This is a genomic window from Sphingobacterium sp. LRF_L2 (assembly GCF_965644235.1).
Classification (GTDB): domain Bacteria; phylum Bacteroidota; class Bacteroidia; order Sphingobacteriales; family Sphingobacteriaceae; genus Sphingobacterium.
Genome location: NZ_CBFFRI010000001.1, coordinates 87,169 through 102,161 on the forward strand (window position 1 = coordinate 87,169; position 14,993 = coordinate 102,161).

Sequence of the window (14,993 nt, forward strand, 5' to 3'; positions counted from 1 at the left end):
ATGAAAAAGAGGAAATTTTATATTATTTTCTACATAATACTGGTTCTTGGTACAAGCTCATGTAGCGATAAACTGGATCAGCTTCCGATATCAAGTACAACTACAGAAAACTTTTTTAGTAATGCCAATGACTTCACGCAGGCCGTAAATGGCGTTTACAGTAATCTGAAAAACTACCCAAGCCTGCTTATGTGGATGGGCGAGATGCGCAGTGATAATATAAACGCTTTGCACGACGGCAATCGCGACTGGCAGGGGATAAACGATTTTGACGAATCGATAGCTACTACGGGGTATATCGGCACCGCTTGGAGCAATGATTTTAATGGTGTATTCAACGCAAATACGGTATTGGAAGCATTAGAGGCAAAAGGAGACCTTATTAAAAATGATGAACTAAAATTGCGTTATGAAGCTGAAGTCCGTTTCTTAAGAGCTTTTTTCTATTTCCAGCTTATCCGCACATTTGGGAAAGTGCCTTATGTAGATAAGGTATTAACGGCCGATGAGGCAGCAACGATTCCTCGTAGTGCAGTAGTAGACATCTATGATGGCCTTATTATTCCCGACCTAGAATTCGCTGCCGAAAATCTTCCGGAAAGCTATGATGCCGCGGATGTTGGCAGAGCTACTCAATATGCAGCGAAAGGTATCCTCGCATCCGTTTATTTGACCCGATCGGGAGCTACCTACGGTATAGAAGGGCCAGGCCTCGAATCAAATGAATATGAAAAAGCTTTGCCTTTATTAAATGAGGTATTGAACGGCCCATTTTCTTTTGTAGATGACTATGCCTCTATTTTCTCATACAATAACGAAAACAATGAAGAGGTGGTTTTCGATATCCAGTTTGCTTCTGGCATCAATGGAGCTAGCTTTCCGAGCCACCTTACGCCAGTTGCTTTTTGGACGAGTACCTATGGATCCAATCTCTATGGGAATGGACAGGGACAAAGTAATTTTGATGTTACGGCAGATCTGAAAGCATCTTATGATGCTGCCGCAGCTACAGACATTCGAAAGAGCTTTAATATCCAACTGAGCTATTCCCGTCCATTTATCAAGAAATATATTGACTATACCAATCGTGGTACAAGTCGTAGTGACTGGCCGATCAATTTCATTGTACTTCGATACACCGAACTTCTATTTTTGAAAGCTGAGGCCATATTGTTGGGAAATCTGGGGACACAAGCTGAAGTGGACGAAATCGTGAACAAAGTCAGAGCCCGGGCGGGATTAGAAGCTATCTCGAACGTCAGTTTCGATGAGCTCCTAGAAGAAAAAAGAAGGGAGTTCTTAGGTGAAGGTTTAAGGTGGAATGATTTGGTACGTAGTGGAAAAGCGGTCAGCATCATGAACGAATGGCTCGCGAACGATGGCATTACTACGATCAACCCCATTACCGCTAACCACCTGATTTACCCCATTCCTGCAGACGAACTGAGTGCAAAGCCAGGGCTGTATACACAAAATCCCGGCTATCAATAATTTGTAATACACTGTATAATGAGAAACAAGCAAGGTCTATTGACACAGCGGAAAAAACTATTGTTGGCATGTATGGTCGCCTTTTGTAGCCAAGTCAACTATGCGCAAGTAAAACAGCTTCCCCCGAACGTAATTTTTATCGTAGCCGATGATCTTGGCTACGGCGATCTGGGGGTATATGGCAATACCATTATCAAAACACCTCATATAGACCAATTAGCCGCCGATGGCATTAGGTTTACGCAAGCCTACGCGGGAGCCAGTGTATGTTCGCCTTCGCGGGGCACGCTCCTTACCGGACTTCATACCGGACACGCTCGTATTCGAGGAAACATGACCCGTAAAGGAGGAATAAAAGGCCAGAAAGGAAAAATTGCGGTGAGTAGACCCAATCTCCTAGCACAAGATTCGACCATAGCCAATGTTCTCCGTAATAATGGCTATGAAACCTATCTTGTCAACAAGTGGCATCTAGATGGATTTGATACATCCGCACATCCTTTGAATCGAGGATTTCAGGAATTCCATGGTTGGCTCGTTAAAGAAGATAGCAGCCACAATCACTATCCAACGGTAAGATTCCGAAACAATGAAGCCTATACAATTTCGGAGAATCTGCACGGAAAGCGGGGTAAACATGCGACAGATATGGCTACCGATGAAGCAATAGAGATTATCCAACGTAAAAAAGACAAGCCCTTCTTTTTGCTACTGACTTATAATGCACCACACACACCGTTGGACGTAAAGAAACCGCATCTCTATGAAAACACAGATCTCCCGGAAAACGATAAGGCCTATGCTGCCTTGATCACACAAATGGATGCGGGCATTGGCAGGGTTGTAAAAACGGTTGAAGAACTTGGCATTGCGCACAACACATGGATCTTTTTTGTCTCCGACAATGGAGGTTCCCGCGAGGCAGATGTGCAACTTTTAAAGCAAAATGCACCGCTGCGTGGTGCCAAGACGGACTTATATGAAGGAGGTATACGCGTCCCCTTAATAATCAGAACTGCTGATGAGCAAGACGCAGGCAAACAATCCGACTTTCCGAACTACTTTCCCGATTTATTTGCTACCCTAGTCGATATTACAAAGTCACACACATCCTTGCCTATAGACGGAATAAGCCTTCTTCCTGAATTAAAATCGCCTAATAGCCTAGATCCTAAACAACGCTTTTTATACTGGGAACAGTATCCTAACCTGGGAATTGCACAGGCCGTTCGTTGGGATAACTGGAAACTTATTCGGCAGAATATTGATGACGCTTTCGAGCTCTATAATCTGGAAGAAGATATCGGTGAAGTTCACAATATTGCTGACCAAAAACCGCTAATTGTAGATAAACTTACTAATTTCATGCAAGAGGCACATATACCTTCAGTGCTCTGGCCCGTCAAAGCCGATTGATGCTAGACCTACTTTAGGAATAGCCTTAATTTGCGCAATAGACATATTAGAAAATAGGCAGAAAGAGTTTCAAAAATTGCGAGCAGTTTTTGAAACTCTTTCTTAACCGTCTGCTAAGATGAGAAAACACACCTTTATCAATAAATTACACACTTTATGGGATATTGCCACATTTGATACTGCCTACAACACATCAACAGCGCAGAATCAAAACTCCTGTGATTTGCCTAGAATCACAGCAGTGTCTGACAAAACCACTGCAGCGCAGAACAAAACCTCCTGTGATTTAACGAGAATCACAGGAGTGTCTAGCAAAACCACTGCAGCGCAGAATCAAACCTCCTGTGATTTGCCTAGAACCACAGCAGAGTCTGACAAAACCACTGCAGCGCAGAACAAAACCTCCTGTGATTTGACGAGAATCACAGCAGAGTCTAACAAAATCACTGCAGCGCAGAATCAAACCTCCTGTGATTTGCCTAGAACCACAGCAGTGTCTAGCAAAACCACTGCAGCGCAGAATCAAACCTCCTGTGATTTGACGAGAATCACAGCAGAGTCTGACAAAATCACAGCAGCGCGGAACAAAACCTCCTGTGATTTAACGAGAATCACAGCAGAGTCTGACAAAACCACTGCAGCGCAGAACAAAACCTCCTGTGATTTGACGAGAATCACAGGAGGTTTTACCAAAATCACAGGAGTTGCACTTTTACATAAAAACTAAATCCATTAGCCAAAAAAGTGCACTCAAAAAGCCCAAAGCAACTTTTTCCTCATAAAAACATTACTTTACTACCTAAAAAAACAGGAAATCTGTGCCAAAAAAAATTGGGGCTACCCCTTGATTCTGGCACAAATTTCCTGTTTTGCACGAGAGCGGCTTTTGCATTTCGATTCTCCAAATACACCGATTCCGCCCTAATTATAGCACGAAATGATCTAAATAAGCAACTAGCGGATCAATCCGTCCGCTTGCAACTGACGGAACACGTCTATCACACCGACCACCTGAGCAGCTTCCTCCCGGTAGCTATCAAGGTCAAAAAACTTCACCCCTCCTATTTCATTCGCAGGAGTTATATCTTCGACCAATTCGTATAGAAAACAATCCTGCTCCATAATAACATGTGCTTCTTCTCCATAAGCAGGCGCAGTAACATGGCAATAGTATCGTAATGCGCTCTCTTCGACCTTAAGCGTGAGCTCTTCCCAGATTTCGCGTTGTAAAGATTGCAAGGAGGTTTCTCCATCATCTACTTTGCCACCTGGCAAATACCAGGCTTTTTTATTATTGCTATACGCTAACAGCAATTTATTATCCTCAATAACCACCAAACCAGCCGTATGAATGTATTTTTTATTCTCCTTATCCATTCTTATATTTTCGCCAAAAACCTTTCAATTTGGCATAAAGTAACATATAATATTTATTTTTACAACAGGTGCGGTACATACACGACAGGGAAATAAACAGCGATTAACAAAATGATCAATTACAATAACAAGACTTTTGCTCCGGTGCAAAATAGCCACAACGGTGAAACATCATCGCAAACTCGCTTTCATTACAAACAAACGGGTAATATCCTAACTGCTTACTATGAAGGGGGCAAAATTAGTGCTGGTCATTTAATTGGTTTGGTTGGTGAAGAAGGAGAAATTGATATGCGTTATCATCAAGTCAATACTGAAGGGCAGATCATGACCGGTATCTGCCAATCAAAACCTGAAATATTAGAAAATGGCAAAATCAGATTGCATGAGCAGTGGCAATGGACTTCTGGCGATCTCTCTCAAGGCCAATCCATTATTGAAGAACTTTAAAGATAATGCAGCTTGACTGATAGTCAATTGCAACTTGCATATAGGGCAACGTAATACGAATCTTTACCAGTGACTCAACGATTAGTCGTACAGCTCGCTAAAATATTTTTTGTAAAAACTCCCTATATAGTCCTAACTTTGTTAAAATTTATGGAACAATCTAAAGACCCCTTACACGGCAAACGACTAGATACCATTCTAGAAGAATTGATAGCATATTATGAAGGCTTTGAAAGACTTGGAGAAGAAATCAAGATTAAATGCTTTACCGATAATCCCAGCATAAATTCTTCGTTAAAATTCTTGCGTAAAACACCTTGGGCGCGAGCAAAAGTAGAAAGCTTATACCTGTACGTATTGCGGCAAAAAAAGAGGGATGCGCAATAGCTCCATCTGTCTATTTTTCATCCTAAATAGGAAAGGATATGAGGTATTAAAGCTTCAGCTCACCTGGCGAAACACCGTAATATTTCTTAAAAGCACTGCTAAAGTTGTTTTGATGTCCGAATCCCGTCAATAAAGCGACTTCGTAGACCGACATCTTCTCTTCCAACAAATAGGAACGCGCCTTTTCCATTCTCACCCTCGTGAGGTAATCGTGGATGGTGACAGAAAAGTATTCCTTAAAGTCTTTACGTAGCTTACTTTCACTCATCAAAACTTCCATAGCCAACTCCTTTTGCGTAGGGGGATTTGCTAATCGTTGTTCCAATATCTGGCGGGCATGTTCCAAACGCGCAATATCCTCTTCATTAAAAAGCGGAGCATCGTGCTGCTGCATCTTGTCGTTATATTGTTCAAATTGATACATCAGCAGTTCTACCACACGGGATTCCGTATGTAGACGTCGAATTTCACCTGTTTTTTTCGACTCCACCAGTTCGGCAATAGTATGCTGCATTTCATACGTAGCCATGAGGTCTTCTTCTGAAAAGGAAGCATAGATTCCTTTTTCGATATCATCCACAAAATGTTTGTGCAAAAGAGAATCCCGTTTGATGAGATTTAGGTAATAATCTTTGGAAATGACGGCAATAAAATAACTGTACTCTACGCCTTCTTTCACTTCATGTGTTGTTTGTACGGAAGGAATATATCGAATGTTATGCCGACTCATACCATAGGGTAGTTTACTATCCGCTGTTTTGTAAAAGATAAATTGACTCGTTATAGCTTCTCCCTCGATTTCGGTATGGATATGAACCGGCTGATCAAAAGACATTTGTGTATACAAAACGAACAAACCACTGGTAGAAAGCTGAAAGTTGGTCATGTGGACAGGGGCACGTTTGATTACAACGCGATTTTCCACGAGGGGCTTATCAGGAACATAGCTATCGGGAATCTCCTCTATAAAAAGCCACTCATCCAACTCTACTATTTTACTTTTTACCAACATACAGATAAGATATAAGCAATGACGTCCTTAAATATACATATTTTACCCAACTGTTTATATCTATTCTAAATAATTACCTGAGCGGCAAGTAGATCTCTCCATTCTTTTAAGCAAATACCTACCCCTTTTTCGAATTCAAGCACTAGTTTCTCTTGATCATCGAAAAAAGAGATGCTTATTTCTTCATCTTGACCACAATTACGTTCTTCTAACAGCATTTTACTTATCATCGGCAGACGAAGCTCTAATTCAAAGCTTTCTTCTTTGATGATATAACGATTTCCCTGATCGATGAGATTACTGATTTTTCCATGGTAGCACTGTTTAGAAGAATCATTTACGGTCGTAATTTTCAAATCCAAACGATGACTTGCACATCGGGATAACATGCGTTTGACCGTATCCATGTCTAATTCTTTACAAGAGGCCTGCGTTGTCCCGATTTTTCCTTCGTGCAAGCTCGTATCAAATTGAAGCTGATCTTCCTTTGCAGGGGAAAGCTGGTTTGCAACACGTTGAAACACATCTTTATTGCTCACTCCTTCAATGAGTTGTACACCATGCACAAGATTTCCGCTCTTATCAAAAAAGTGAATTCCTTCATTGCCTTCTTCTTCGACCAAAAAGGCCGACCGCCATTCATCTGGTGAAACCACTAAATCCACTTCCGAGACATCATCTGTTTTGTATCGAAAATCGTATTTCTTTGCTTGCTTCTGTAGACAAGTGGAATTTAGGGTAAACACGTTCACTTTGCCCATTTCCGTGATCTGGGAAAAAAGATCTTTATTTTGGAAATCGAATTTCTTTAGATAACGTCCCTTTTCTAATAGGAGTAATGCAGCATCACAGATCCCCATTACTTTTGCTAGCTCCCGACCTTCAAGATAAGGGTCTTTCGATAGAATACGTTCTCTTTTTTGCTTCAACGTCAGTTCCTCTACTTGTTCTCCTGGCAATTTTGAATTTACAGCGTAAGCATCGAGCGACATCTCTTCCAATCGCACATACGGGCGTAAGGTCCTTGGATTGATTTCCACCGCAGCCTCAACAGAGAACACCGTATAAATATTATTGGTATTAAGCACTTCAATAGGCGTTCCATCGAAAAGTTTCCTACCATGCTTTAGCATAATAATGCGATCTGCATATGTTGCAGCAAAATTAACGTCGTGGACAACAAGAACAACGATAAATCCCCGTTTAGCTAATGCCTTAGCAATAGCAAGAACTTTTTGTTGATAATGCATATCAAGAGCCGATATGGGTTCATCAAGAAGAAGAAGACTATTTGGATTATCCCAAACTTGAGCCAATGAACGCGCAAGTTGTACCCGCTGCTGTTCTCCGCCAGACAAACTCATAAAAACACGATCAGCAAAAACATCTACCCCACATAATACCATCACCTCTTGAACAATCTCAATATCAATAGCAGAAGGTCTGGACTTAAAATGCGGGTATCTCCCCATCATGACTATTTCATCAACTTTAAATGCCAAAGAAACTTGTTGCTGTTGGCTTAACATTGCTCTACTACGTGCCAAGTCACGCGTATCGTAACTATCCAGGGCATTTCCATACAAACTGATAATGCCTGTTGTCGGTCGGTGTTCTCCACATAAAAGTTTCAATAGCGTAGATTTACCCGCACCATTAGCTCCTAAAATAGCGAGCACCTCCCCTTTTCTTATCTGAAAAGAAATATCCCGAAGTAATTTTCGTCCCTTGATCTCGTAGTTCAGTTTCTCGACCCTTAACATCTTAGATTCTTGTAAATGCTATAACCTGCTCTAAAAGCATTATTTCTCTTTTATTAAAATATATAAAAAAACGGGCGTTCCAAGCAAGGCTGTAATAACCCCAATTGGTAGCTCAATAGGTGCAACAGCTGTACGTGAAAGCACATCAGCTAACGTAAGCACCAAAGCGCCCATCAATAGTGATCCAGCTAAAACATATCGGTTGTCTGCCCCACCCAATAACCGCACAGTATGTGGCACCAGCAGTCCAACAAATCCGATGATTCCTGAAACCGCAACAGATGCACCTACAGCCATTGTCGACAAAACCACGACCCAAAGTTTCACTTTATCGGTACGCATTCCCAATAGATCTGCTTGCATCTCTCCCAAAGCAAAAGCATTCAATGCCTTTCCGAAACACAATAAAAAACTGATAGAAACTAGAATAAATGGTGCAATAACGGTAATATTATCCCAAGTTGCTCCTCCCAGACTTCCTAACATCCAAAAGGTGATGGTTCGCAATTGTTGTTCTGTCGCCATATAGGTCATAAGTCCTGTAAGGGCTCCTGCAAACCCATTAATGGCGATACCGGCCAATAACATCGTGGTAACTTGCGGACGTCCATCCTTTACCGCAATACGATAAACGATAAACGCAGTTAATCCAGCCCCCAAAAAGGCTCCAAATACCAACAGATAATAACCTAACCACTCGGATAGCTCTACAAAAAGTAAAGCCTCAAAAGCGATAATAAGTACAGCGAATAAGGATGCCCCAGAGGAAATACCGATAAGTCCGGGTTCAGCTAAAGGATTTCTAAAAATCCCTTGAATTGCAGCTCCCGAAACGCCTAATGCGGCGCCCACAAGAAGGCCCAATAAAACCCGTGGCATACGGACGACGAAAAGCACATCGACTTTCAGAGGGTCTGGAGAAACGGAAGACAATCCTAATTTAGCGAGGAGAACTTGCCAAACCTCTCCAGGAAGAATAAAGAATGCCCCCAGTCCGAGCGAAAATAGAAAAGTGAAAATTAAGCAAATAGACAATGCTATTAAAATGATACGTTGCTTTGCTGACACTGATCCTCCCGATTAGTTTTTTGTAATTTCCACCAGTCCTTGATGCAATGCCATAACTCCTTCGGGCAAACGCGTACTAAAATTAACCAGCAACGAAGGATTCATACTTAAAATGCGTTCTTTCTTGCCTGCTTCGGTCAGCTTAACGCCTGGCATTTTTAAGATTGCCTCTTTTCCCCCCAAACTGCTGACACCGAAATCAAACATTAAAATAACATCTGGATTTGCTTTCACCAATGCCTCCGTGGTATAGGGTTTAAATTCGGCAAATTCCTGTACGGCATTTTTTCCTCCAGCCATTTCAATGAGCGCATCTAAGCTACTACCTTTGCCCGAAACACTCATCGTTCCCGCTCCTCTTGCATAAATAAATAAAACACGAGGTTTTTTCTTACCTGCGGTCTCTTGCGCAATCATTTCCATAATTTTACCCATCGTTACCTTCGTTCTATTGACCACTGATTTTCCCGTTGCCGAAACCTGTAAACAGTCTGCAATTTCTTGTATAAACCGGTAAGCCCCTTTTTCGGTAAATTCTTGTTTTAACGTGACAACCTCTATGTTAGATTCGCGCAGATGTTTAAGCACAGCAGAACTGATATCTCCTTCGGGAGCCAATACAATAGTTGGACGAAAAGCCATAATTCCTTCCGCCGATAAGGATCTATTTTTACTTACGCGAGGCAACGCAGCTGCTGCTTTTGGTGATACACTTGTCACATCTGTGGCAACAATAGCATCGCCTAACCCCAGTCCATAAACGGTCTCTGTAATTGCGCTACTTAATGTTATAATACGTCGATCTTTTGCTTGAAGCAGCTGAACCACAAGTAGTGTCACTATTACCGCTATTAATTTCTTCATCATACCAATCTCTATTAAACGACATATACACCTGATATCAACGTGCTTCTTTTCTTATACAACAAAAGATACATCCCATGCTATGCCATCGATTTTATTCCACAAAAAAAATCAATAATCAATCTAAATACAAATAAATTAAAAAGAAAGGTTTATTATACCAGATCGAAAATAATGAAACAAAACACTGTAATTCAACACAATAACAACAACAATACGTATCAAAAAATTTTATGAAAAACGAATTGAAGACAAGATTTGACAGTTTTCATATACAAAAACTCGATTTGATTCCTTTTTTTTGTGACATTATTTAGATTGAATAAAAATAAATTAACGATATAGCTGCAGCATGACTCTAAGACTTCTACTTACTTCACTTGTTTTAATCCCCTTATTTACGCTGGGACAAAACCGAAGTAAACTGACAGGCTATGTTCTTGATTCACTCAAACAACCGATTGAAGACGCTCTCGTAACACTCCTACCTGACAATAATGTTTACCGTACAGATGCAAAAGGTTACTTCAGCTTTCCGCGACTTTATAACGGAATTTACCAATTGGACGTCAATCAAATGGGATTTGAACGTCAACGATTTGATGTCGAGATATTGGATGAAGATCGTTTATTGACGGTAACCATGCAACGAAGTAGTCACAAAATTGATAACGTCCTTGTCAACGGGAAAATCACCGCTACAGATAACCTTATCGAGGCAACACAATCTGCTATGCCTGTAAAAGTCATTACCCGCCGCGAAATCGAACTTATGGGGAGCCGCAGACTGGACGAAGTCATGAAGGAACAAACGGGGATAGCGGTAGTCAATGATATCTCAAGTGGATCGCGCGCTATTGGTGTACAAGTGCAGGGATTCAGCAGCAACTATGTAATGGTACTCATAGATGGTCAGCCCATGTTGGGACGTAATAGCGGCAACTTTGATCTATCTCGAATTTCGGTGACGAATATTGAGCGTATAGAAATTATAAAGGGAGCAACATCATGTCTCTATGGTAGCGATGCACTGGGAGGAGCCATCAATATTATTACAAGACATGGTGCCGTCGTACCACAGGCACAAGCCTCTTTATTATACGGAACGTTGAATACTGTAGATGCCACATTGGAGGCGGAAACGCCTTTCGCGAACCAAAGTGGATCGGTGGTATTATCGGGAAATTATTACAGAACAGACGGTTTCAATACAGATTCCCGTTATTTGAGTAGTGAAAGTACAACGATTCCCCCTTATGAAAACCTTAGTTTTCAGGGAAGAGCTCGTTATCGGCTGAGCAAGGACGGAACATTGGGTATTACCGGGCGCTATGCGTCAAGGAATTCAACGATGCTTAATGCTTGGTCTGAAAGCCTCGCCTTAGAGGATAAGCAAAAAGATCAAGACATCAACTTGGGAGCGAGCTATGATCATCATTTTTCCTCTGGCCTACGCAGTATGACCCGCTATTATTATAGCCGCTTTCATACGGAAATGCAGGCCGAATGGTTACAGCAAAGTGTCTTGGCCAGCTCAGGAGAGTTTGGACAGCAGATGCACCGTCTGGAACAACAATTTGCTTATAGTCCCATCAACACCCTGAAATTTACAGGAGGGATCGGCGGTACTATTGAGGTCATGGATGACCAAGAACTGGATAGTAGAAAAGCGCTGTACACTGGATTCGCTTACCTACAATCTGAATGGAAGCCGAGTGAGAGAATACAAACTAGTCTGGGAATACGATACGATTATACAAATGCCTACAGTGGCAGCATTAGCCCTAGTCTGGGACTACAGTACCATATCAGTCCAACGCTTACTGCAAAAGCCGGTGTAGGTGCGGGCTTCAAAGCTCCTGATTATAAGATGCGCTATCAGGTGTTTTACAATCCGTCCGCCAATTACATGGTCGTAGGAAGCGACCGCATTGCAGAGGTTATCCAAAGTATGGATGCCAGTGGCGAACTAAGTTATAAAAACAGTTACATGCTCAATCTGGTTTCCGGTAACCTAAAAGCAGAAAAAAGCTTATCAAATAATATTGGCCTGCTTTGGAATCCTAACGCAAAATGGCAATCTGATTTCTCGGTATTTTATCATTATATACAAAATCAGATTAATACCGTCAGTGTAGGGAACGGAACGGCCATCGCTCAAATTTATAGTTACCGAAATTTACCCAAAGCAGTCAATAAGGGTTTTGAAATATCAACAAGTTACCAAGCGTTCAGCAATCTTCAACTTGCTATTGGCTACCAATATTTAATTGCAAAAGACTTAGCAGTATTAGACAGTATCCGCGCAGGAAACTATCCTTACAATCAATACAACAATGCATCTACGGGGGAATATAGGGAAAGTAAAACGAGTGATTACTGGGGAATTGAAGAGCGATCGCGCCACATGTTTAATTTTAAGGCTTTGTATAGCTACAGACCTTGGGATCTTAATTTCAATTTTCGCCTAAACGTTCGCGGAAAATATCCATTCCAAGATAAAAATGGCAACCAGTTTATCGATGACGCCGATGCTTTTGTACCATCCCATACCCTGCTGAATCTAACAGTGGAAAAAAGTTTCTTCGCTAGAAAATTGACGGTAAGATTAATTGGAGACAATCTTTTAAATTTTACAAACCGCAATATGCTTGGACAGCCTGGAAGAATTATCATGGGAGGTTTGAGTTACCGCTGGATAAAAGACAACTAAAAATAAGATGGCAGCTTCACTTGCTGACATACAATACAACAACTGAAAACAACGGAACAGATGAAAACAATACAAATAATTATCAACGAATGCCGGAACTTTATTTTTCTAGGCAAGAGCTGTTTACTCCTGTTATTCATGATCACGATTGCGTCTTGCGGAAAAGACGATGATACCCAGCCATCATACGAAGATGGAAAAAGTACAGTCATATATGATCTTGCTGGCGATACCGAGGCTTCGGTTGGCGATGGAGTAGATGGAAAAGAACAACGTTCATTCTACACGTTTCTGTATCGGTTTAGCGACCAAAGACAGATTTGGATCAAAACCAAGGCAGACTCCCTTCAATACTTGAAAACAGACGATTGGGATATTGCTTTTACGGCACAATACAATTCTGAGATTTATGTAAACAATGCCAATAATCAGTTCAACCCAGGCTACCAAGGAGAAGCTACGAATACGGCTGTTGTCCTCATCAAAGACAGCTATGCGAATGTAACCACGGCTCCTAGTGATGAAGAATTTGATAACAGCACTATAGAAAAGATTGGCGTAGCGTCATCCACCAACTCCAACGGTTGGTTTCAGTATGACAGCAACACACATATTATGCTGGCATTACCAAACCGTACGTATGCCATTCGACTTCCCGACGGGAAATATGCAAAGCTACAGATCATCAACGCCTACAAGGGTAACCCTACAACAGTGACAAACTTGAACTGGCCTGCGCCTTATTATACCTTCCGCTATTTTGTACAAGAAGACGGAAGCAAAAACTTGAATACGAATTAATTTAAAAATTATACACTTTATTTTTTACTTACAGATATGAATAAGTTATTTAAAATCGCAGCATTGGCTTGCGCACTAACCGTTGGTTTTACTTCTTGTAGCAAAGATGATGATGTGGAAGACACCACGACTCCAGAGTATGAGGCAAAAGTTATGGTAAAGGATGGTGAAACAGTAGATTTAGCAACGGTATCCACGACAGCAAACACGCAAGGTACCTTAAAAAGAACAGGTGATGTGTATTCGCTGCGTAATTTTAGACAGTTTACAATCGGTGAAGATGGAGCAGCCACAACAACGGCGGCTAGCACGTTCTTCTTCGATTTCAAAGAAAATGATGCAACGGATGATGAAGGCCCTATTGGCTTTGCAAATACGTTAAGCTCTGCGATAGCCGTAAATGTTGAATCTGGATATTCACTTTATTACATAGACAAAGCCTTTGATGAAGTTACTTCAACAGATACTTTTATAGAAGTAGAAGGAGGTTCTTTTGGTTTGAACTACTCTGCACTTGGTTGGTTAAACTACGACCGTTCAACACATGTGATTACACCTGTTGCTGATAGAACACTCGTCGTATTCAAAGATGGTAAAGCCTACTTCAAGTTTCGTGTAAACAGTGTCTATTCTGACGAAACTGCAGCATCGGATTATGCTCCGACCAACTACTTTTATTATTCTATAGACTACCAAGAGTTCAAATAGTCGACAAATTGAGGAGAGCCATTGATTGAAATGTCTCTCCTCTTTTCCTTCTAATGAGATAGGAAGAAATCTCATCACTTAAACGCGTAAATTTGAAAACAAACGTAAAACAAGACACGCATGAAATATTATAATATCAATTTTGGAAAAAGACTCTCCCTATTCTTTATTGGATTTATCCTTCTGGGCAGTATCAGCTCCTGTAGCAAGAGTAATTCAGACGATGATCAACCTACCGAGGAAGTTCCTGAGGAAGAAGCGAGTAATCCGGAGTTATTTAATACATTGGTTCGTGTTAACAATTTACAAGCATCACAAGAGAGTAGTTCTGAAACCGATGCTAGCCCTATATACTTCAGTTTGGAAACAAACAAGGAATTGACCTCGGAACACCGTCAAACGCGCAATTGGGATATCGCTTTCAGTGGTATGTTCACCAGTTTTATGGCGGGAAACAACGGCACAAATAGTGGTAACCTTGGCTATGGCAATAAGGCTACAGGAGGAATACTGGTGCTCGAACAAGCTTTCGATGAGGTAACAAATGTGCCTGCAGATAGCGAATTCAAAACCACAGGTGATGTAGTTGGCACAGATAACTATGGCGATTTTGGTGAAGGTATAGGTTGGTATTTATACGATTTCGACGGCACAATCGTTCGCGACGGCGCTACAGAAAACCAACACATAGCTTATGCTTTGGCCTCCTCTCTAACCTTGCAAAATGGAACTGTCGTAAAACCGCGAACTATCGTCGTACGCACAGCAAAAGGAAACTATGCGAAAATCAAAATGATTTCTTGCTACAAAGATCTTCTTACGGCCGACCTTTGGAAAAAAGACAGCGAGAAAATGTATTTTACATTCGAATATGTACTTGTTCCTGCAGGAAGTACAACTTTTGAAATAAAATAGCAATATAAGATGTGGCGATTTTTAAGTT

General features: G+C 41.2%; 14 protein-coding genes. 9 read left to right on the top strand and 5 right to left on the bottom strand.

Annotated elements, in window-relative coordinates:
• The 3 genes from ACSZOX_RS00365 to ACSZOX_RS00375 all read left to right on the top strand — a co-directional run bounded on the left by ACSZOX_RS00365 (position 1) and on the right by ACSZOX_RS00375 (position 3,634).
• Positions 1–1,491 carry a RagB/SusD family nutrient uptake outer membrane protein gene (locus ACSZOX_RS00365; protein WP_437917712.1) on the top strand — a complete coding sequence of 497 codons (1,491 nt, stop codon included), beginning with the start codon at positions 1–3 and terminating at the stop codon, positions 1,489–1,491.
• 18 nt (positions 1,492–1,509) lie between these two features.
• Positions 1,510–2,907 (top strand): sulfatase-like hydrolase/transferase, encoded by a 1,398-nt coding sequence (locus ACSZOX_RS00370; RefSeq protein WP_437917713.1) that lies wholly within the window; start codon positions 1,510–1,512, stop codon positions 2,905–2,907.
• A 118-nt stretch (positions 2,908–3,025) separates the two neighbouring features.
• Entirely contained in the window at positions 3,026–3,634 is a 609-nt protein-coding gene (locus ACSZOX_RS00375; RefSeq protein WP_437917714.1) for a hypothetical protein, read from the top strand.
• 227 nt (positions 3,635–3,861) lie between these two features.
• Here the strand turns inward: ACSZOX_RS00375 and ACSZOX_RS00380 are convergent, their stop codons facing one another.
• On the bottom strand, positions 3,862–4,284 hold the full coding sequence (locus tag ACSZOX_RS00380; protein WP_437917715.1) for an NUDIX hydrolase: 423 nt from the start codon (positions 4,282–4,284) through the stop codon (positions 3,862–3,864).
• 111 nt (positions 4,285–4,395) lie between these two features.
• Between ACSZOX_RS00380 and ACSZOX_RS00385 the strand changes: the two genes are divergently transcribed.
• Both ACSZOX_RS00385 and ACSZOX_RS00390 read left to right on the top strand, forming a co-directional pair.
• A complete protein-coding gene (locus tag ACSZOX_RS00385) occupies positions 4,396–4,734 on the top strand; it encodes a n-acetylglutamate synthase (RefSeq protein ID WP_437917716.1) in 339 nt (112 codons plus the stop codon).
• A gap of 150 nt (positions 4,735–4,884) precedes the next feature.
• Positions 4,885–5,121: a VF530 family DNA-binding protein gene (locus ACSZOX_RS00390; RefSeq protein WP_437917717.1), complete on the top strand. Its 237-nt coding sequence runs from the start codon at positions 4,885–4,887 to the stop codon at positions 5,119–5,121.
• 46 nt (positions 5,122–5,167) lie between these two features.
• On the opposite strand, the gene ACSZOX_RS00395 is transcribed toward ACSZOX_RS00390, so the two are convergent.
• The 4 genes from ACSZOX_RS00395 to ACSZOX_RS00410 form a co-directional block, all read right to left on the bottom strand.
• A complete protein-coding gene (locus tag ACSZOX_RS00395; RefSeq protein ID WP_437917718.1) occupies positions 5,168–6,133 on the bottom strand; it encodes a helix-turn-helix transcriptional regulator in 966 nt (321 codons plus the stop codon).
• A 65-nt stretch (positions 6,134–6,198) separates the two neighbouring features.
• Positions 6,199–7,896 carry a heme ABC transporter ATP-binding protein gene (locus ACSZOX_RS00400; protein ID WP_437917719.1) on the bottom strand — a complete coding sequence of 566 codons (1,698 nt, stop codon included), beginning with the start codon at positions 7,894–7,896 and terminating at the stop codon, positions 6,199–6,201.
• Positions 7,897–7,935: 39 nt separating this feature from the next.
• The gene (locus ACSZOX_RS00405; RefSeq protein ID WP_437917720.1) at positions 7,936–8,964 is read right to left on the bottom strand and encodes a FecCD family ABC transporter permease; all 1,029 of its coding nucleotides are present in this window, start codon (positions 8,962–8,964) and stop codon (positions 7,936–7,938) included.
• Positions 8,965–8,976: 12 nt separating this feature from the next.
• A complete protein-coding gene (locus ACSZOX_RS00410) occupies positions 8,977–9,831 on the bottom strand; it encodes a heme/hemin ABC transporter substrate-binding protein (RefSeq protein WP_437917721.1) in 855 nt (284 codons plus the stop codon).
• Between the two features lie 349 nt (positions 9,832–10,180).
• On the opposite strand from ACSZOX_RS00410, the gene ACSZOX_RS00415 reads away from it, so the two are divergent.
• From ACSZOX_RS00415 to ACSZOX_RS00430, 4 genes are all read left to right on the top strand, one after another.
• Complete coding sequence (locus tag ACSZOX_RS00415) at positions 10,181–12,541, top strand: TonB-dependent receptor (protein ID WP_437917722.1); 2,361 nt, start codon at positions 10,181–10,183, stop codon at positions 12,539–12,541.
• Between the two features lie 60 nt (positions 12,542–12,601).
• A complete protein-coding gene (locus ACSZOX_RS00420) occupies positions 12,602–13,342 on the top strand; it encodes an HmuY family protein (RefSeq protein ID WP_437917723.1) in 741 nt (246 codons plus the stop codon).
• A gap of 36 nt (positions 13,343–13,378) precedes the next feature.
• On the top strand, positions 13,379–14,050 hold the full coding sequence (locus tag ACSZOX_RS00425) for a hypothetical protein (protein WP_437917724.1): 672 nt from the start codon (positions 13,379–13,381) through the stop codon (positions 14,048–14,050).
• A 120-nt stretch (positions 14,051–14,170) separates the two neighbouring features.
• On the top strand, positions 14,171–14,965 hold the full coding sequence (locus ACSZOX_RS00430; RefSeq protein WP_437917725.1) for an HmuY family protein: 795 nt from the start codon (positions 14,171–14,173) through the stop codon (positions 14,963–14,965).
• Positions 14,966–14,993: the final 28 nt, after the last annotated feature.

What these genes read in the sequence shown, in the direction of transcription:
- ACSZOX_RS00365 (WP_437917712.1), top strand. Translation starts at nt 1, where the DNA reads ATGAAAAAGAGGAAATTTTATATTATTTTCTACATAATACTGGTTCTT.
- ACSZOX_RS00370 (WP_437917713.1), top strand. Translation starts at nt 1,510, where the DNA reads ATGAGAAACAAGCAAGGTCTATTGACACAGCGGAAAAAACTATTGTTG.
- ACSZOX_RS00375 (WP_437917714.1), top strand. Translation starts at nt 3,026, where the DNA reads ATGAGAAAACACACCTTTATCAATAAATTACACACTTTATGGGATATT.
- ACSZOX_RS00380 (WP_437917715.1), bottom strand. Translation starts at nt 4,284, where the DNA reads ATGGATAAGGAGAATAAAAAATACATTCATACGGCTGGTTTGGTGGTT.
- ACSZOX_RS00385 (WP_437917716.1), top strand. Translation starts at nt 4,396, where the DNA reads ATGATCAATTACAATAACAAGACTTTTGCTCCGGTGCAAAATAGCCAC.
- ACSZOX_RS00390 (WP_437917717.1), top strand. Translation starts at nt 4,885, where the DNA reads ATGGAACAATCTAAAGACCCCTTACACGGCAAACGACTAGATACCATT.
- ACSZOX_RS00395 (WP_437917718.1), bottom strand. Translation starts at nt 6,133, where the DNA reads ATGTTGGTAAAAAGTAAAATAGTAGAGTTGGATGAGTGGCTTTTTATA.
- ACSZOX_RS00400 (WP_437917719.1), bottom strand. Translation starts at nt 7,896, where the DNA reads ATGTTAAGGGTCGAGAAACTGAACTACGAGATCAAGGGACGAAAATTA.
- ACSZOX_RS00410 (WP_437917721.1), bottom strand. Translation starts at nt 9,831, where the DNA reads ATGATGAAGAAATTAATAGCGGTAATAGTGACACTACTTGTGGTTCAG.
- ACSZOX_RS00415 (WP_437917722.1), top strand. Translation starts at nt 10,181, where the DNA reads ATGACTCTAAGACTTCTACTTACTTCACTTGTTTTAATCCCCTTATTT.
- ACSZOX_RS00420 (WP_437917723.1), top strand. Translation starts at nt 12,602, where the DNA reads ATGAAAACAATACAAATAATTATCAACGAATGCCGGAACTTTATTTTT.
- ACSZOX_RS00425 (WP_437917724.1), top strand. Translation starts at nt 13,379, where the DNA reads ATGAATAAGTTATTTAAAATCGCAGCATTGGCTTGCGCACTAACCGTT.
- ACSZOX_RS00430 (WP_437917725.1), top strand. Translation starts at nt 14,171, where the DNA reads ATGAAATATTATAATATCAATTTTGGAAAAAGACTCTCCCTATTCTTT.